Annotated in this window: 16 protein-coding genes and 1 pseudogene; 12 read left to right on the top strand and 5 right to left on the bottom strand. The window is 36.9% G+C overall.

The annotated features are described in order from the left end of the window. Nucleotides 1-456: 456 nt before the first annotated feature. Entirely contained in the window at nt 457-1,266 is an 810-nt protein-coding gene (locus tag ACFPM4_RS09935; protein WP_382350867.1) for a helix-turn-helix domain-containing protein, read from the bottom strand. A gap of 141 nt (nt 1,267-1,407) precedes the next feature. Here ACFPM4_RS09935 and ACFPM4_RS09930 point away from each other — a divergent pair, with 141 nt between their 5' ends. The 5 genes from ACFPM4_RS09930 to ACFPM4_RS09910 are packed head-to-tail and all read left to right on the top strand — an operon-like array spanning nt 1,408 to nt 6,756. Continuing rightward, complete coding sequence (locus ACFPM4_RS09930; RefSeq protein ID WP_144928928.1) at nt 1,408-2,571, top strand: Gfo/Idh/MocA family protein; 1,164 nt, start codon at nt 1,408-1,410, stop codon at nt 2,569-2,571. Next, nucleotides 2,572-3,732, top strand: a complete 1,161-nt coding sequence (locus tag ACFPM4_RS09925; RefSeq protein WP_382350864.1) for a dihydrodipicolinate synthase family protein — start codon at nt 2,572-2,574, stop codon at nt 3,730-3,732. It begins immediately after the preceding gene. 10 nt (nt 3,733-3,742) lie between these two features. After that, nucleotides 3,743-4,564 carry a sugar phosphate isomerase/epimerase family protein gene (locus ACFPM4_RS09920; protein ID WP_382350861.1) on the top strand — a complete coding sequence of 274 codons (822 nt, stop codon included), beginning with the start codon at nt 3,743-3,745 and terminating at the stop codon, nt 4,562-4,564. Between the two features lie 53 nt (nt 4,565-4,617). After that, entirely contained in the window at nt 4,618-5,601 is a 984-nt protein-coding gene (locus ACFPM4_RS09915) for a hydroxyacid dehydrogenase (protein WP_382350858.1), read from the top strand. 18 nt (nt 5,602-5,619) lie between these two features. After that, nucleotides 5,620-6,756: a DUF2264 domain-containing protein gene (locus ACFPM4_RS09910; RefSeq protein WP_382350856.1), complete on the top strand. Its 1,137-nt coding sequence runs from the start codon at nt 5,620-5,622 to the stop codon at nt 6,754-6,756. A gap of 316 nt (nt 6,757-7,072) precedes the next feature. Here ACFPM4_RS09910 and ACFPM4_RS09905 read toward each other — a convergent pair whose 3' ends face one another. Both ACFPM4_RS09905 and ptsG read right to left on the bottom strand, forming a co-directional pair. Further along, nucleotides 7,073-7,759: an N-acetylmannosamine-6-phosphate 2-epimerase gene (locus ACFPM4_RS09905; RefSeq protein WP_382350853.1), complete on the bottom strand. Its 687-nt coding sequence runs from the start codon at nt 7,757-7,759 to the stop codon at nt 7,073-7,075. A gap of 4 nt (nt 7,760-7,763) precedes the next feature. Next, nucleotides 7,764-9,296 carry a glucose-specific PTS transporter subunit IIBC gene (gene ptsG / locus ACFPM4_RS09900; RefSeq protein ID WP_382350850.1) on the bottom strand — a complete coding sequence of 511 codons (1,533 nt, stop codon included), beginning with the start codon at nt 9,294-9,296 and terminating at the stop codon, nt 7,764-7,766. Between the two features lie 167 nt (nt 9,297-9,463). Here ptsG and rlmD point away from each other — a divergent pair, with 167 nt between their 5' ends. The 7 genes and pseudogenes from rlmD (at nt 9,464) to ACFPM4_RS09865 (ending at nt 16,462) form a co-directional block, all read left to right on the top strand. Further along, a complete protein-coding gene (gene rlmD, locus ACFPM4_RS09895) occupies nt 9,464-10,840 on the top strand; it encodes a 23S rRNA (uracil(1939)-C(5))-methyltransferase RlmD (RefSeq protein WP_382350847.1) in 1,377 nt (458 codons plus the stop codon). Nucleotides 10,841-11,351: 511 nt separating this feature from the next. After that, nucleotides 11,352-12,116 (top strand): ABC transporter ATP-binding protein, encoded by a 765-nt coding sequence (locus tag ACFPM4_RS09890; RefSeq protein WP_382350996.1) that lies wholly within the window; start codon nt 11,352-11,354, stop codon nt 12,114-12,116. Continuing rightward, entirely contained in the window at nt 12,106-14,118 is a 2,013-nt protein-coding gene (locus ACFPM4_RS09885) for an FtsX-like permease family protein (RefSeq protein ID WP_382350844.1), read from the top strand. Before ACFPM4_RS09890 ends, ACFPM4_RS09885 begins: the two co-directional genes overlap by 11 nt. A gap of 262 nt (nt 14,119-14,380) precedes the next feature. Next, nucleotides 14,381-14,803 (top strand): VOC family protein, encoded by a 423-nt coding sequence (locus tag ACFPM4_RS09880; RefSeq protein ID WP_382350841.1) that lies wholly within the window; start codon nt 14,381-14,383, stop codon nt 14,801-14,803. 38 nt (nt 14,804-14,841) lie between these two features. After that, nucleotides 14,842-14,934 (top strand): annotated as a pseudogene (locus ACFPM4_RS09875) (helix-turn-helix transcriptional regulator); the annotation flags it as partial. Then, nucleotides 14,927-15,499: a peptide deformylase gene (gene def, locus ACFPM4_RS09870; protein ID WP_144927875.1), complete on the top strand. Its 573-nt coding sequence runs from the start codon at nt 14,927-14,929 to the stop codon at nt 15,497-15,499. The pseudogene ACFPM4_RS09875 and the gene def, both read left to right, overlap by 8 nt. 129 nt (nt 15,500-15,628) lie before the next feature. Beyond that, entirely contained in the window at nt 15,629-16,462 is an 834-nt protein-coding gene (locus ACFPM4_RS09865) for an AraC family transcriptional regulator (protein WP_144927877.1), read from the top strand. On the opposite strand, the gene ACFPM4_RS09860 is transcribed toward ACFPM4_RS09865, so the two are convergent. After that, nucleotides 16,459-16,668 carry a hypothetical protein gene (locus tag ACFPM4_RS09860; protein WP_382350837.1) on the bottom strand — a complete coding sequence of 70 codons (210 nt, stop codon included), beginning with the start codon at nt 16,666-16,668 and terminating at the stop codon, nt 16,459-16,461. The two genes, ACFPM4_RS09865 and ACFPM4_RS09860, sit on opposite strands and share 4 nt — an antisense overlap. 1 nt (nt 16,669) lies before the next feature. Continuing rightward, nucleotides 16,670-17,836, bottom strand: a complete 1,167-nt coding sequence (locus ACFPM4_RS09855; RefSeq protein WP_382350834.1) for a glycoside hydrolase family 27 protein — start codon at nt 17,834-17,836, stop codon at nt 16,670-16,672. Nucleotides 17,837-18,010 lie beyond the last annotated feature (174 nt).

The raw sequence follows: 18,010 nt of genomic DNA, 5'->3' as shown, positions 1-18,010 counted from the left end.
CAAAAAGTCCTTCTAATAGAGAGCTCTATTCATACTATTGATTTCCGCTCTAGGCGGACGCTTTCCGCGGGCGAGCGGTGAGCCGCTTCAGTCGCAAAGCTCCTTCCAGGGTCTCACCTGTCTCGCTAGTCCCGCAGGAGTCGCCGCCTGCCGCTCCAATCAACGGTGTCTACTAACTATTAATATTAAGCCTAATTGGTACCGAAATAAAAGGAGGTATAATATCCCAAACTGTAAGGGATTTATACCTTTTTTTGCTGTATTATAATAATATTTTTAAAATAAGATATTAAAATTTAGTTGCAAAGTCAATTCCATCTATAACATAAGCTTTTCACAAAATAGGATGAATTCTATAATTCATCAAAGATGCTTGAATGTAGTTTAAAAGGAAGGGCATATTTAGCGTAAATCAACTGTCACAGTTTAATAAATCTCATATTGCTTTCGCTAACCTTATTGATTTATGTTTCTAAATTGGTTTGGTGACATGTTTAGTGTGTTTTTGAATGCTCGGTAGAAGGTTGATAATGTTTCATAGCCGACTTCAAAACAAATGGTAACAATGTCTTTATCAGATTCTATTAATAGTTTCTTTGCAGTTTCAATTCGTACATCTGTTAAATATTGTATAGGTGTTTTATGATAATGTTCTTTAAATATGGAGTTAACATACCTAGTACTAATCCCTAGTCTTGCAGCGATATCATTAGCCGAGAGTGGCTCATAGTAGAAGGTATCTATGTATTGTTTGATTTTTTCCGCTCGTATACTATTTGTATCTAAAATTTGGCTTTTTTCTCCGGAGCGAGCCAATGTCAATAAAATTTGTAGAAGATTGATTTTACATGCCCATCCTGAGAACTTATTTTCACTAGCTTGTTCATAAAGCATCTTACGTAAAGATAAGCGAAGCTCGCTACTTGCCACAACATCTGGATAAATTAATTTGGAATTGGAGAAAAAGCGATTGTTTAATTCATGCTGACCAAAAGCTCCTAAGCTTTGCATATCGAAAGCTAGTACTAATAACGTTAAGCTTGAATGGGAAACAATAGAATGTTTCGTATAAGGGACGACTAATGCGGCTTGGTCTTGGGAAACAGAATACTTCTTTCCATCTAGAAAAATCTCGCCTTGTCCTTCAATCGCATATAAAATTTGATGAATCTCATGATGATGAACGCTTACAATATCGCCTTCCTTATGTCGACTTTCATATAAAAATGCTGCCCATTCCGGTAATGTAATCTTTTTTAACGTCATGGCTTCCCCTCCAAAAGCTAATCTACTTAAATATTATCATACTAAGTTCCAATATTAAGAATAAGATTCCAAATTTCGTAAGACGGTCCTATTGTCATCGTTTACACTGATGGTAACAATGAAGAGAAAGTAGGGAATGGAATGAGTGTACAAAGAGTCGGTATTATTATGAATGGTGTAACAGGAAGAATGGGAACGAACCAGCATTTAGTACGTTCGATTTTAGCCATCCGTGAACAAGGTGGCATTCATCTTCCTAATGGAAATGTCATCATACCAGAACCGATCTTAGTGGGACGGAATGAGCAAAAACTAAGAGCATTAGCAGAAAAATACAATCTAGAAAAGTGGAGCACAAATTTAGAGGAATGTTTAGCTAATCCTGAATATCCAATTTACTTTGATGCTCAAACGACGGTAAGACGTGCGGAAAGTATTAAGAAGGCAATTGCTGCGGGAAAACATATTTACTGTGAAAAACCAACAGCAACCAATTTAGAAGGATCTTTGGAGCTTGCTACACTTGCGAAAGAAGCTGGTGTGAAAAATGGGGTAGTACAAGATAAGTTATTCCTTCCTGGAATTATGAAATTAAAAAGATTAATAGATTCTGGGTTTTTCGGAAGGATTCTTTCCGTTCGAATGGAGTTTGGATACTGGGTATTTGAAGGAGATTGGCAGGAAGGACAACGCCCGTCATGGAACTATCGAAAAGAAGATGGCGGTGGAATCATTGTCGACATGTTTGCACATTGGCGCTATGTATTAGACCATTTATTCGGAGACGTAAAGGCTGTTTCTTGTATCGCTACAACACATATTCCGACACGAATAGATGAGAATGGCAACGAGTATGAATGTACAGCTGATGATGCAGCTTATGCAACATTTGAGCTAGAAGGTGGCATTATTGCACAAGTAAACTCTTCTTGGGCAGTTAGGGTAAACCGTGATGATTTATTAACAATACAAGTGGATGGTACAGAGGGCAGCGCAGTTGCTGGATTGAGAGATTGTAAAACACAGCATCGTGTTAATACACCAAAACCTGTTTGGAACCCAGATATTGAAAACCCATTCAATTTTACAGAACAATGGACAGAAGTTCCAAACAACCAAGTTTTTGAAAATGCATTTAAGATTCAATGGGAATTATTCCTAAAACATGTAATGTTAGATGACCCGTTCCCGTGGGATTTATTAGAAGGTGCAAAAGGAACGCAACTATCGAACCTTGGAATTCAGTCATGGGAAGAACGACGTTGGCTGGAAGTACCGAGTCTTGAACTACAAGGGGTGAAATAAGTGAGTTCTTTAACACTGTTGAATGAAAATGGTTCTCTCTATACGTATACTGCTGGAAAAGGATCAGAATTTACTATTAAGGAACAACCATTTAAAAGTAGAGTAGCCTTTTCAGCAGCACATGTAGTTAGTAACCCATTTGCAAACACTGATCCATTGAAAGATGCTCAAATTGACTGGGAAAATACATTAGCGTATCGCCGTCATTTATGGTCCCTTGGGTTAGCGGTGGCAGAAGCAATGGATACAGCACAACGAGGAATGGGATTGAATTGGGAGATGGCAAAAGAATTAATCTCTCGTTCTGTTGCAGAAGCGAAAGCTGTAGGTGGCCGAATTGCATGTGGAGCGGGTACGGACCAGCTTATTCCTCATCCTGATGTAACTATCGATGAAGTTATTGCTGCTTATGAAGAACAATGTGAATTTGTGGAAGCTCAGGGTGGTCAAATTATTTTGATGGCTAGTCGTGCACTTGCAGCCGTAGCAAAAAGTCCAGAAGACTATGAACACGTATACCGTCATATTCTCCAAAATGTAAAACGTCCAGTCATATTACATTGGTTAGGCGAAATGTTTGACCCGGCGCTAAAAGGATACTGGGGGCATACGGACTTAGATAAAGCAATGGAAGTATGTTTACGCGTTATCCATGAAAATGCTGATAAAGTCGATGGTATTAAAATATCATTGCTGGATGCTGAAAAAGAAATTAGGATGAGACGACTCCTACCAGATGGTGTTCGAATGTATACTGGTGATGATTTTAATTATGCGCGTCTTATTGAAGGGGACGAGTATGGACACAGTGATGCATTACTAGGAATCTTTGATGCTATTGCTCCTGCAGCATCGGCAGCACTCCATGCTTTAGATGAAGGAAACAACAAAAAGTATCATGAAATACTAGAAAAAACAGTTCCATTATCAAGGCATATTTTTCAAGCTCCAACTTATTCCTATAAGACAGGAATTGTATTCATGGCTTATTTAAATGGTCATCAATCCCATTTTCGCATGATTGGTGGAGCGGAAAGTGCAAGATCAATTACACACCTATGCCAACTATTTGTCCTTGCAGATGAGGCAGGTTTGTTAGTAGACCCAGAGCTTGCTACAAACAGAATGAAGCTTGTGACGGAACTTGCAGGTATTAACTAGGAGGATAAAAATGCACCAGTTACAATCAATTGAGAGATTAAGCTTTAATCAAATTACACTAGATAAATGGAGTTTGAAGGAGGCAGTTAATGGTTGCCTTCGTGCTGAAATTCCTTGGATTTCCGTTTGGAGACATAAAATAGAAGAGATTGGCTTAAAAGAAAGTAAAAAGATTATCCAAGATGCTGGGATAAAAGTTTCTAGTATTTGCAGAGGTGGTATGTTTCCAGCAGCTACTGAACAAGAGCGTCAAGCTAGAATAGATGATAATCGCCGTGCAATTGATGAAGCAGCTGAACTTGGAACGGATGTACTTGTATTAGTTTGTGGTCCTGCTCCAAATAAAGACTTAGTTGGTGCAAGACAAATGGTAGAGGACGGAATTGCTCAAATTGTTCCGTATGCAAAAGAAAGAGGAGTTAAGCTTGGGATTGAACCATTGCATCCAATGTATGCAGCGGAAAGGTCCGTCATTAATACATTGGCACAGGCAAATGATATTGCAGAAAATTACCATGTAGATGAAGTAGGGGTTATCGTAGATGTTTTCCATTTATGGTGGGATCCGGATCTTTATAATCAAATAGCCCGTGCATCTGGTAGAATACTAGGCTACCATGTTTCTGATTGGATTGTTCCAACACCAGATTTATTAATGGCACGTGGCATGATGGGGGATGGTGTCATCGATTTACGCCCTATTCGCTTAGCAGTGGAACAAGCAGGATATAATGGTCCAATTGAAGTGGAAATCTTTAATCAAAAAGTTTGGAACACACCAGGAGACGAAGTCCTAGCAAAAATGAAAGAAAGATTCATAGAATTAGTATAAAAGGGGGATAGACCCCTTTTTCTCCATTCTGAATGTAGAAGGAAGGAAATCTTATGTTAAAAGGTTTGTTTATACTGGATAATGTTGACTTAATATACGGAAGCTCATATGAAAAAATAAAACAATATGTAGATATTTATGCAGAGCCGCAAACGAGGTTCACGATCAAAGAAAACCTCCATTTATTAAAAGAGGCAGATGTTATTTTTTCCGGCTGGGGTTGTCCTTTACTAGATGAAGAGTTCCTAGCAGCAGCACCTAATTTGAAAGCAATATTTTATGGGGCTGGTACGATAAAAGGTTTTGTTACTGATGCATTTTGGGAAAGAAATATCCAGATAACAAGTGCATATGCAGCTAATGCCGAACCAGTTGTCGAATATGCATTATCGCAAATTTTATTTTCACTTAAACGAGGTTGGCATTACGTTTTAAACACAAAGAAAGAAAGAGCTTTTACATCGAAACGGGATGTCCCTGGTGGTTTTCGTTCCACTGTAGGGATAGTGTCTCTAGGGATGGTCGGTAGTAAAGTATGTGAGAAATTGAAGCAATTTGATATGAATGTTATTGCTTACGACCCGTATGTATCTGAAGAAACTGCGGCAAAATTGGGTGTGAAACTTTGCTCACTAGAGGAAGTTTTTCAGAAATCAGATGTTGTATCCCTACATACGCCATGGTTAAAGGAAACAGAAGGATTAATTACAGGTGAGTTAATTAGTAGTATGAAAACAAATGCAACTCTAATTAATACATCCAGAGGTGCTGTAATTAATGAGCCTGAAATGATAGAAGTATTAAAACAACGACAAGATCTATTTGCAGTATTAGATGTAACATATCCAGAACCACCTGTTGTACATTCACCATTATTTACGTTAGAAAATGTCATCCTTACTCCGCACATTGCGGGGTCAATGTCAGAGGAATGCCATCGGATGGGAGAGTATATGGTGGCAGAACTGAAGCGATATGTAAATAATGAACCATTAGTATGGGGAATAACAAAGGAAAAATCACTCATTATGGCGTAAAAGTGAGGCGATATAAAAATGGCGAACGACCGAATTTATTGGCTGCAAACAATGAGTAAAATTGCATTCCCGGTATTGAATGCATTATCTAATCAGCAACTAAAGCGATTAATGCCAGTCGAAGGAAAAGTAGATTATCGTGATAATTTTACTTACCTAGAAGCGTTTGGACGATTATTGTGTGGAATAGCTCCGTGGTTAGAAACAGGTCCGAGAACAGGAGGAGAAGAAGGGCGTTTACGCAAGCAGTATGCCGAACTCGCTAGAAAAGGAATGGATGCAGCGACAAATCCAAGTTCATTAGACTATATGAATTTCTCAAAAGGACATCAACCAATTGTAGATGCGGCTTTTCTTGCGCACGCTATTGTACGTGCTCCAGACGAATTATTTCATAAGCTAGAACCAGAAGTGAAAAAGAATGTGGTGCAAGCACTGAAAGCAACAAGATCAAGAAAACCGTTCTTTAGTAATTGGCTTCTATTCTCTGCGATGATTGAGACAGCACTTTTTTTAGTAGGGGAAGAAGACTGGGACCCAATGCGTATTGATTTTGCGTTGAAGCAACATGAACAATGGTATGTCGGGGACGGTATGTACAGTGACGGAGTAGAATTTCACATGGATTATTATAACAGCTTCGTCATTCAACCAATGCTTGTCGATATCATCGAACACATAGGGGATCAATCATGGGATTGGAAGCAGATGAAAGAATCGATAAATTCCCGTGCAACAAGATATGCAGTCATTCAAGAAAGAAGTATTTCACCAGAAGGAACTTTCCCCGTTGTTGGCAGATCCATCGCTTATCGTTTCGGTGCCTTTCAACATTTGGCCCAAATGGCACTCCAACATAAATTAGGGGGAAATTTAGAGCCAAATCAGGTGAGATGTGCATTAACAGCCGTTATTGGGCGTGTGATAGAGCAACCTGGGACATTCGATGAGGAAGGTTGGTTACAAATTGGGCTCTGTGGCCACCAACCTGAACTTGGAGAAGTGTATATTTCTACAGGTAGTTTATACTTATGTGCAACCGTATTTTTACCACTTGGATTACCTGAAGATGATCCATTCTGGCAAGGTGAAGCAGACTGGACAGCGAAAAAAGTATGGTCTGGTGGGAAAATACCAATCGACAGTGCTTTGTAAATTTCTTAGATAGTTTAATAAAGAAAGAGTGGGACAAAGAAAGGTTGTTTCAAGTAAAAACCGAACTATAACTTGATTAAATAACAAGATAGTTCGGTCAATTTATCAAATATAAAATTTAATAGTTACCAGCGGAGGAAATACACGAAGACTCCTGCGGGAGCAAAGGCCTCGATGAGACCCCGCAGTGCAATAAGCACGAGGAGGCTCATCAGCCGCCCGCGGAAAGCGAAGTGTATTTCCGAAGCGGTATAGCTATACTTACATTGTTCGGATTTACATCCAGGTCAAATCGTTTTGTCCCAGCCTCTTAAATTTACTTTGCTTCTTTAATTGCATCCACAAAACGCTCTGTAATTTGCTTTGGTCGAGAAATCGCACCACCTACTACAACAGCATAAGACCCTAGTGAGATAACGGTTTTTGCCATTTCTGGTGTTATGACATTCCCCTCTGCAATTACAGGAATTTTCACCTTTTCTAGTACATCTTTAATAAATGAGAAATCATTATCGTATAATTTATGTTCTTTTGTTTCTTCCGTATAACCGTATAAAGTTGTTGAAACACAATCAAATCCTAGTTTTTCAGCTCCGATTGCATCCTCTAATGTGGAGATATCAGCCATTAATTGAATGTGAGGATGCTCGCTTCTAACAAATGAAACAAGATCACTTAATGTTTCACCATTAGGACGTTTCCGTAATGTAGCATCCATTGCAATCATTTCACAACCAGATTCTAATAGTTCAATGATTTCTTTTTTGGTAGCAGTAATAAACACTTCACTATCTGGATAATCGCGTTTTACAATCCCGACAACAGGTAAATCTACTTCTTTCTTAATGGCGAGTATATCTTCTTTTGAATTGGCACGAATTCCTACCGCACCACCAAGGCTAGCTGCTAATGCCATTTTCGCCATGATAAAAGAACTGTGTAATGGTTCGTCTTCCAACGCTTGACATGATGCAATAAGTCCAAGCTTCACTTTCTCTAACATATTATTATTCACCTACGATTTCTGATATTTCGTTTTTAATGATGGTTACATGTGGTCCATAAATAACTTGGACGCCATTCCCTTTTTTCACAACACCTTTGGCACCTGTTTGTTTTAATAAATCTTCGTCGACTTTATCTGCATCGTTTACACTTACACGTAAGCGAGTTGCACAACAATCTACATTTGTTAAATTTTCAGCACCACCTAAAGCAGAAATAATCGTTTCCGCTCTCTCGCTTGTATTTACAGTTTCAGTTCGAGCAACTTCATCTTCTCTACCTGGTGTTTTTAAGTTGAACTTTTTGATGAAGAAAGAGAATAAGAAAAAGTAGACAAAGAACCACGGAATCCCAATTAACGGAACAATGATCCAGTTTGTCTTTGCATTCCCCTGTAATATTCCAAATAGAATAAAATCAATAAATCCGCCTGAGAAAGTTTGTCCAATCGTTATTTCGAAAATATGGGCCAACATAAACGCTAATCCATCTAGGAATGCATGCAATACATATAGTAATGGTGCTAGGAATAAGAAGGAAAATTCGATTGGTTCAGTAATTCCGGTTAAGAATGATGTTAGTGCTGCAGAACCCATTAATCCAGCTACAACCTTCTTATTCTCAGGTTTTGCAGTTCTATATATAGCATAAGCAGCACCGATAAGACCAAACATCATGGTAATAAAGCGCCCAGACATGAATCTAGCAGTGCCAATGTAAAATTGTTCAACTGTTGGATCTGCTAGTTGAGCAAAGAAGATTCGTTGTGTACCTTCTATTAATTGTCCATCGACAACTAGTGATCCACCTAAACTTGTTGTCCAAAATGGCATATAGAAAATATGATGAAGTCCAAAAGGTCCTAATAAGCGAAGTACAAATCCATAAATAAGTGTACCAATATAACCTGTCGCTTCAACTAGCCCACCCATTTTAAAGATTCCAGCTTGGATAAACGGCCAAACAAGAAACATGAGAACACCAAGAAAGATGGTGGCAAATGAAGAAACGATTGGGACAAAGCGCGATCCGCTAAAGAATCCTAAAAATGGAGGTAATTGTTTCTTATTATATCGATTGTGAAGTAAAGCAACGAGAATACCTACAACTACTCCACCAAATACTCCTGTTTCCAGAGTATGAATGCCTAGAACTAAACCTTGACCCGCAGATGCTGGATCTTCTGTATTCAAGTCACCAGTTATCGTCAGCAAAGCCGAGATAGTTGCATTCATTACGAGAAAGCCGAGCATACCAGCTAGGCCAGCAGTCCCTTTATCGCTTTTCGCTAATCCAACTGCAACCCCAATAGCAAAAAGTAAAGCTAGATTAGCAAATATAACATTCCCTGCACTGGACATGATGGTGAAAATAGATTGTAACCAGGCAACGTCTAGAAAAGGATAGGCTTTAATTGTATTTGGATTTGATAATGCCCCACCGATTCCGAGGAGTAACCCTGCAGCAGGTAATACAGCAATTGGTAACATGAAGGATTTACCAAACTGTTGGGCTCTTTCGAACAATTTTCCCATAAACATTAACTCCTTCTATTGATTTTAATAGAAATACCTTTCTACTAGTTATACCCATCTATGTTTTACATATGTCATTATTATCATGCATGGCAAAGAGGTTTCGATAATGAATTGGAGTATGATACAATCTATTCATTGAAATCAGAACGAAAAGGACGAACATAATGGCTAAATTTCAAGCACCCGTACAAAAAAACGATTATATAGATGTAACTTTTGAAGACTTAACACATGACGGAAATGGTGTTGCAAAAGTTGAGGGATATCCTCTATTTGTTCCCAATGCCCTCCCTGGAGAAAGAGGAAAAATTAAAGTTGTAAAATTAAATAAAGGCTATGGTTTTGGCCGTTTGATGGAGATTTACGAAGAGAGTGAATACCGCGTTCAGCCAGAATGCCCTATATACAAAGAGTGTGGCGGTTGTCAGCTTCAGCATCTCAGTTATAAAGGACAATTAATTGCGAAAGAGAAACAAGTTCGAGATGTATTAGAACGAATTGGGAAGTTAGATAATGTTGTAGTTCACCCAGTACTTGGGATGGATAACCCTTGGCGTTATCGTAATAAATCACAAGTGCCAATAGGTGAACGAGAAGGTGGACTTATCGGAGGCTTTTATCAACAACGCTCTCATGACATCATAGATATGGATGCGTGTCTCATTCAACATGAACAAAATGATATAGTGTTACGAAAAGTGAAAGAAATTTGTGGGAAATATGGCGTACGTGCTTATAATGAACAAACTCATAAAGGTACTCTTCGTCACGTAATGGCTCGTAATGGACAAGTAACCGGCGAAATTATGATTGTATTCATTACTCGTACACAAGAGATACCAAATGTGAAAAAGATTATACAAGAGATTACGAAAGAAATTCCAGGAATTAAATCCATTGTGCAAAACATTAATTCAAAACGGACGAATGTAATATTTGGGGAAGAGACAAAAGTACTTTGGGGAGAAGACGTCATTTATGACTTTATTGGAGATATTAAATTTGCGATATCTGCACGCTCCTTTTATCAAGTAAATCCAGAGCAAACAAAGGTCTTATATAATAAAGCACTGGAATATGCAGATTTAAGCGGAGAAGAATCAGTCATTGATGCATACTGCGGAATCGGAACAATCTCTCTATTTCTCGCCCAAAAAGCGAAGAAAGTTTTTGGCGTAGAGATTGTACCAGAAGCAATTGCGGATGCAAAAAGAAATGCAGAATTAAACGATATGGAAAATGCTGAATTTGCTGTTGGGGAAGCAGAGACTGTTATTCCAAAATGGTACGCTCAAGGAAATAAAGCAGATGTACTGGTTGTGGATCCACCACGCAAAGGTTGTGATCAAGCCCTACTTGATACGATAATAAAGATGAAACCGAAAAAAGTAGTATACGTCTCTTGCAACCCAGCAACATTAGCTCGTGACTTAAAAATATTGGAAGATGGCGGATATAAAACGATTGAAGTGCAACCAGTGGACATGTTTCCTCAAACGAATCACGTAGAAGCAGTTGCGAGACTGGAATTGAAATTGTAAATCTTTAATAAAATCTCGGGTTTTCCTCATCAGGAGCCCGAGTTTTTTCATGCCTTTTCCTAATCTTTTCAATATATTTGTAATTGTTTATTAATAAGTAATGGCTTACAATTTAATATATAGTTGATCGAAAGAAGCAATTTATGGGGGAGTTTTAAATAAAGGCTTTGTTAAAGTTCATTGTTGTTAACAATTTAGTTGATTGTAGCGGATGTACACGAGACTCCTGCGGGAACAGCACGAGCCGAAGATCCACATGGCAAAGCGGTTTTCTTTGCCAAGCTAGCTGAGGCCGTGCACGCGGAAAGAGAGTGTACAGGAGCGAAAATCAACAACAGAGCTTAACAGAGCTTAAATAGAAAAATCAGTACGACTAGTTAACAATCAAACAGATGTGTAAAAAGGAACATAGTTTCATGTAGAATGCCTTGCAAAATTGTAAGGTATTTTTAGCGTATAAGATGGGTGGATATAGCTATTTTTCACAATATCCTTAAAGGAGGGGTAAACAATTACTATATTACTAGCAAATGATTTAGTGAAGCTATATGGAGATGAAGGAGAAGCAGGTGCTACGAGAGCTTTAGAAGATGTCAGTCTTTCCATGAATAAAGGAGAATTTCTTGCCATTATGGGCCCGTCGGGAAGTGGCAAAACTACCTTATTGAATTTATTAAGTGGAATTGACAAGCCTACTTCAGGTGAAGTGATTATCTCTGGGAAAGAAATAAGTAATATGAGCGGTGATGAACTGGCACTATTTCGCAGAAGACAGCTAGGTTTTGTATTTCAGGAGTTTAATTTGTTAGATAGCTTAACTGTTAAAGAAAATATTATGGTACCTATGATTTTAGAGAAAAAAAGTGCTTTTTATATGGAAGAGAAGGCGCTGGAGATGATGAACTTATTTGGGATTAATGATATAGCTAATAAATATCCTTATCAAATATCTGGAGGTCAGCAACAAAGAGTAGCAGTAAGTAGAGCACTTGTAAATGAACCAGATATTATATTGGCGGATGAACCAACAGGAAATTTAGATTCTAAATCATCTGCTACTATCCTAAAATGCTTTGAGAAAATAGTAACGGAATTTCAAACAACGATTTTAGTTGTTACTCATGATGTGTTTGCTGCAAGTTATTGTAATAAAGTCACCTTTATAAAAGATGGTAGAATTCATTCGCATATTGAAAAGAAGGGAACTAGGAAAGAATTTATTAATCAAATTATGGATAGTCTCGCTGTTTTAGGGGGAGAAGGCTATGACATTTAAGCAACTTGTGTGGAAAATGACAAAGGTAAATAAACGGAAGTACATCTTTTATTTTTTATGCAACAGCTTTACTGTCATGGTTTTCTTTATGTTTTCAACTCTCTTTTTTAACGACAACATTATGAATAATCCGCAAGTACAGCATGGGATGAACGAATTACTAATGATTCCAACGGTAGCGTTACTCATTTTTACAGTATTCTTCATCAGCTATGCTCACTCTATTTTTATTAAAAGAAGAAAAAAAGAATTTGGGCTATTTATGACGTTAGGTATGTCTAATCGTGACCTGATAAAATTAATATGTCTAGAAAATATAGGGATTGCACTTGTCTCCATTGCTACTGGACTTTTAGCAGGAATTGTATTTTCACGCTTATTTTTTCTTACTTTAATGAGCAGTGTGGGGATAACGGATATTTCCTTTTATCTTCATTGGAAGATGTTTTTTTATACAATCGGAATCTTTCTTATTGTTTTTATCTTTGCGATAAGTAAATCCTTGTTCATGATGAAGAGCTCTGAACTTGTGAAAATCATGAAGTGGGATCGCATATCTGAAAGTAAGCCCGTTAAAACTCCATTTTTAGGTGTATTGGGAATCGGAATCATTTTATGTTCGATGGCAATTCTATATATATTTACGTATGAAAAGAAATTTTACCTGGATCAGACCATATTTAAAGATATATATGAGTGGGGAGAAGGCACACTCTTTATATTATGTACAATTAGTCTTTTCATAGGTTTATATTTGGCAGTTTCCCGGTTTGCTAGTTTTTTACTTAAGTATACGAAAAAGTATCCGAGTATCTATTATCGTAGACTCTTAAGTTTAACGAGCATTGATTATAAAATTAAACAACTAAAATCGACATTTATGCTTATTATCATAATGGCAATGGTGACTATTTTTTATAGCACTATGACCTTAAACTTCTACTCTAGTGCTGAAAATATAGTGGAAGAACTTCCATACGATGTAGCATTCGTCCAAACGGAAACAAAAAATATCATCTCATTCGATGAACTCTCTGAAACATTTCATAATAACAATCATGTAATCCTTGAGCATCAACTACTAGAAACATTTGATTACTTCGAATTTCACCCCCAATGGAATTTTATGTACAGGTATACGTTTATGTCAGTAGAAAGTTTTAATCAAGTCTCAGAAACGCAGCTTCATATTAGCGAAGGAAAATATATTTATTGGATTAGTTCTACTACTTCAGAGGAAAATAGCGATTATACTGAGGGATTAAATTTTAATAATGGGGAGGAAAACATATCGTTAGCATTGCAGGATATAGTGATAGAACCGATATTTGATTATCGTTTTCGTTATTATAATCCTGATTTTATTTTAGTAAGCGAAGCAGATTACGAGATGTTAAGAAATAAGCTAGATGTTTACACTGCAGAAGTACATTGGTTAGAAATATCCGGCTGGAAAAAATCAGCTGATGCAGTGAATGAATTAGAGAATAAATTACATGCAAAAAATCAATTAACTCCGAAAATGGACGAGTATCCCTTAGGGCAATTATCTCCATACTCAGAAAGGGAGTTGTTAGAGCCTGTTTCCAAAATAAATGAATACAATGCGAGTAGAATAGATGGCGGGTTACTATTTTTTATATCCACATTTTTAAGTATCTTATTTTTCTTTGCGACGTTTATTCTAGTGTACTTGAATCTATTTACGGATATTGAACAGGAAAGAATAAAATATAGAAAATTATATAAGATAGGAATTACAAAAAAAGAAGTGAAAAAGATCGTTACAAAAGAACTGAGGATTTTGTTCTTTTTGGCACCAATTATAGGAATCATATTAAGCTATCTTTATATCATTACAATAGCTCAAGATAGCGGTGGTATTATGTCTAACCCGATTCTAATGATAAACTTTCTATCAATAGGGGGTTTATATTTAATCCTGCAAACCATTTACTATTTCTTTGCAGCTAGAAAGTTTTTAAATGAGGTTATAAATTAGATGAAATTTCTGTAAGTATTGATTCAGTTACCTCCCTGGTATTCATCATTAGTATCCTTCACCAACAATATGGACCTTGAGGTAAAGAACGAGATAAATTACAAGCATTGAAATGTTATACTTTATATGGAATTACGTGATGAGAATAATTAACCATTTAAGGGTTGGAGTTTATTGAGAATTTATATATTCTTTTATAAAAGGGAAAAAACAACCTCATGATATTACATTATATAGGATAAATTTTGATAGGAGGTTTATGATGAAACCAAGAATTTCAGTAATTACTATAGGTGTAGATGACTTAGAGAGGTCATTGAAATTTTATCGAGATGGACTTGGATTATCGACAGAAGGAATTATAGGACAAGAATTTGAGCACGGTGCTGTTGCATTTTTTGATTTGCAATCGGGATTAAAGCTAGCTATTTGGAAACGTGAAGATATTGCGCATGATACGAGTATCAAACAGACACCAAAAAGTCCAACTGATTTTACAATTGGGCACAATGTAGAGAGCAAAGAAGAGGTTGATCAAGTAATGGAACAAGCACGGGAAGCGGGTGCTGTCATTACAGTCCCAGCACATGATACTTTCTGGGGTGGGTATTCTGGATATTTCCAAGACCCGGATGGACATTTGTGGGAAATCGTCTGGAATCCAGCTTGGGATTTTTCATCATAACTCCTACTACATTAGTCTTGTCTTAAAATAAAAAGTATGAAAATGATAAGTATGATCCAACACTTGAATTAGCATTTATAATTGCAAAAGTATTAAACAAGGAAGTAGACGAGGTGTTTCTGTATGAGTAAGTTTGACTCAAAATACATGATTACAATGAAGGATATTATCAAGGAAGGTTCTGATATATTAAGAAAGAAAACAAATCCAGTTAACCTTCCTGTTTCAACTGAAGATAAAGAAGCATTGAAGTGTATGCTTCAATATTTAAAAAACAGTCGAGATCCGATTATTTCTAAGAAATATAACCTTCGAGCTGGAGTGGGCTTATCTGCAAATCAAATTGGTCTTGATAAAAGGATGTTTGCAGCACTTTTTGAGGAAAATGAAGGCCAGTTCATGCTTATTAATCCAAAAATTATTAGTCACTCCATTAATATGATTTATTTACCGGAAGGAGAAGGTTGTCTTTCGGTTGATAGGCAAGTCGATGGATTAGTACCGAGATATGAACGAATCAAGGTGAAAGCATATGACATAGATGGTAATGAAAAAACTTTTAGATTTAAGGGGTATCAATCTATTGTTATTCAACATGAAATTGATCATTTAAATGGTATTATGTTTTATGACAGAATAAATAAAGAAAATCCTTATAAAGTACCAGAAAATATTGAAATTGGAAGTTTGTATTAATTTACATAAATACTGCTTTCTTTTATTGAGAAATGATTGGACAATGGTTATTAAATAAGGCGGTTGTTATAGTTTAACGAAAAGTTTATGAATTAATAAGTAGAATGATAGAAATGGAGGAACTCGTGAATGGTGCAGCTAAATAATGAGATTGACATACAATCCCTTCGTCATTCTCATTTTAATAATAATTTGAGTTTTATTAGCAGTGGCCATAAGCCTCCTAATACGCATAAGTGGGGACCAGGTGTACGTGATATTTTTGCTTTGCACTATATTATTAGCGGGAAGGGATTTTTAGAGACAAGACAGGGCATTTTTCCACTACAGGCTGGAGAAAGCTTTCTTATATATCCACATATGGAAATATACTATTATCCAGATGGGCAGGATCCGTGGGAGTATGTTTGGGTAGAGTTTTCTGGTGATGAAGCTGGTCATCTACTGGCTCAGACAGAGCTTGAACCCAGCAACCCTGTTTTGCCCGGAGTCGATGTGAATTTTATGCCTTATTTCAATTTTGGAGTAAACGCCACTAATAGGAGATTTGAAAAGATTCGATGTGATGCCAAGTTACGTTTACTAATTTCCTATTATTTAGAGTATTATCAAAAGGAAAATATATTTCAGCAAGCAGATTATGTAGAAGAAGCGAAAGGTTATATCCATAACAATTATTGGAGAGATACGATAAAAGTATCGGACATTGTGGATGTAACTAAGGTAGAACGTAGCTATTTATTCCGCTTGTTTAAAAGGGAAACAGGAATGTCTATTTCTGCTTATTTAACTCAATACAGAATTAAGCGGGCTTGTGAACTATTAAAGTCAGCGGACCTATCTATTAAATCAGTTGCTTATTCTGTAGGTTATCGAGATCAGTTATATTTTTCAAAGGTTTTTAAAAAAATAACGTCACATACTCCTACCGAATATATGACGTTATATACGAATCAAGTTTAACGGAATAAGACACACATACCAGATTCACGATAGTATTTAATTAGTTTTTCAATTGGTTCGCGACCACAGTTTAGTTTTTCTCCTAGACAATCAATACATAAAAAATCTTGTGCCGTTCTGGAGACAAGCTTTAGATAAATGGCCACATCATCTGTCTGAAGTGGAACTCGACATGTCCGGCACGTCCTGTTACTACTCAAACTCATGTTACTTAACCAGTTTTGCCCGTACAACTAAACAATCATGTGCTGGTACGACCGGAGAAAATCGTTCTTTAAATGTTCCGAGTTCCTTATGCTCCCAGCAATCATACAGTTCTAGTGAATAACCTGTTGCAGACGGAAGTCCGAGATCCCAGAATAATAAAGAAATCTCTCTTTGAGTGTCGCTCAGATTAAAGAAGCCTATAGCTAGGTCGCCATCTGTAAGAACTTTTACAAGCATGAAAACATCATCTGAATGGAACCATTGTGGCTCAGGTTTAATTCGATAAGCCCCTCGCCCTTCCGTATCTTGATTGATTGCAATAAGTTCAGGATTTAGCAAAATATCCTTCGTTACTTGATTTGCATTACGTATATCACAACCTATCATAAGCGGAGATCCCATCATACTCCATAATGAGAAATGTGTTTTATATTCATTGTCGCTACAGCCACCAATTTTACTTCCGATAAAGTCATTATTGCTGCCTCCGTACATACCTACAACGAGCATGTCCATATCATTATGACAGAAGGAACCTGTATAACTTCCTTTATCAAGTTGTGAAATAGCGATATTTTTTATCGAATCCCAGTTATCCTGTATATCGCCTGTGGATCTGTACATATGTGCACCAGATTCACGAATCCAATCGTACACATTGTCTGCTCCCCAATTACATGCGGAAAATAAAATATCCCTTCCACAATTTTTTAGGGCTAGACTCATGCGTTTGTACAGCAGTTCCCCTGAAATATTGCGAGGCTTAAAGCAATAATCGTATTTTAAATAATCTACTCCCCATTCTGCAAATAATTGTGCATCTTGGAATTCGTGTTCAAAACTTCCAGGAAAGCCTGCGCAAGTATGGGTACCAACGCAAGAATACATACCGAACTTTAAACCCTTTGAATGTATATAATTTGCCAATGCTTTCATCCCACTTGGGAATTTCTTAGGATCTGGTACTAGATTTCCTTCAGCATCTCTTTCTTTTAAACTCCAACAGTCATCGATAACAATATATTCGTACCCGGCATCCTTATACCCTTCTGAAACAAAGCGGTCTGCTACATCTCTAATTAGTTGCTCATTTATATCCCACGTAAAAGTGTTCCAAGAGTTCCAACCCATTGCTGGTTTGAGTCCAAGTAAACTTGAATTATCCATGTTTCATATCATCCTTTCTAGTATCCTAGTTTCTTTTAAAAACTGGTTTATGTTTATGTAATGATTACATCATTTTTTGTTTTCCTCATCTATAGCTTGATGTTGCTAGTATATGGATATTTGTTGTTTTATTACGAGAGTCACAACCATATGTTCGAACGTTTGTTTAACAGA

This window comes from Lederbergia graminis (assembly GCF_042655485.1).
In the GTDB taxonomy this organism is placed as follows: domain Bacteria; phylum Bacillota; class Bacilli; order Bacillales; family Bacillaceae_C; genus Lederbergia; species Lederbergia graminis.
The sequence above is the reverse complement of the archived record's forward strand: the minus strand, read 5'-3'. Positions and strand labels throughout refer to the sequence as shown.

Bases quoted from the DNA above. Each gene is read 5' to 3' on its own strand.
- ACFPM4_RS09935 (WP_382350867.1), bottom strand. From the start codon at position 1,266: ATGACGTTAAAAAAGATTACATTACCGGAATGGGCAGCATTTTTATAT.
- ACFPM4_RS09930 (WP_144928928.1), top strand. From the start codon at position 1,408: ATGAGTGTACAAAGAGTCGGTATTATTATGAATGGTGTAACAGGAAGA.
- ACFPM4_RS09920 (WP_382350861.1), top strand. From the start codon at position 3,743: ATGCACCAGTTACAATCAATTGAGAGATTAAGCTTTAATCAAATTACA.
- ACFPM4_RS09915 (WP_382350858.1), top strand. From the start codon at position 4,618: ATGTTAAAAGGTTTGTTTATACTGGATAATGTTGACTTAATATACGGA.
- ACFPM4_RS09910 (WP_382350856.1), top strand. From the start codon at position 5,620: ATGGCGAACGACCGAATTTATTGGCTGCAAACAATGAGTAAAATTGCA.
- ACFPM4_RS09905 (WP_382350853.1), bottom strand. From the start codon at position 7,759: ATGTTAGAGAAAGTGAAGCTTGGACTTATTGCATCATGTCAAGCGTTG.
- ptsG (WP_382350850.1), bottom strand. From the start codon at position 9,296: ATGGGAAAATTGTTCGAAAGAGCCCAACAGTTTGGTAAATCCTTCATG.
- rlmD (WP_382350847.1), top strand. From the start codon at position 9,464: ATGGCTAAATTTCAAGCACCCGTACAAAAAAACGATTATATAGATGTA.
- ACFPM4_RS09885 (WP_382350844.1), top strand. From the start codon at position 12,106: ATGACATTTAAGCAACTTGTGTGGAAAATGACAAAGGTAAATAAACGG.
- ACFPM4_RS09880 (WP_382350841.1), top strand. From the start codon at position 14,381: ATGAAACCAAGAATTTCAGTAATTACTATAGGTGTAGATGACTTAGAG.
- def (WP_144927875.1), top strand. From the start codon at position 14,927: ATGAGTAAGTTTGACTCAAAATACATGATTACAATGAAGGATATTATC.
- ACFPM4_RS09865 (WP_144927877.1), top strand. From the start codon at position 15,629: ATGGTGCAGCTAAATAATGAGATTGACATACAATCCCTTCGTCATTCT.
- ACFPM4_RS09860 (WP_382350837.1), bottom strand. From the start codon at position 16,668: ATGAGTTTGAGTAGTAACAGGACGTGCCGGACATGTCGAGTTCCACTT.
- ACFPM4_RS09855 (WP_382350834.1), bottom strand. From the start codon at position 17,836: ATGGATAATTCAAGTTTACTTGGACTCAAACCAGCAATGGGTTGGAAC.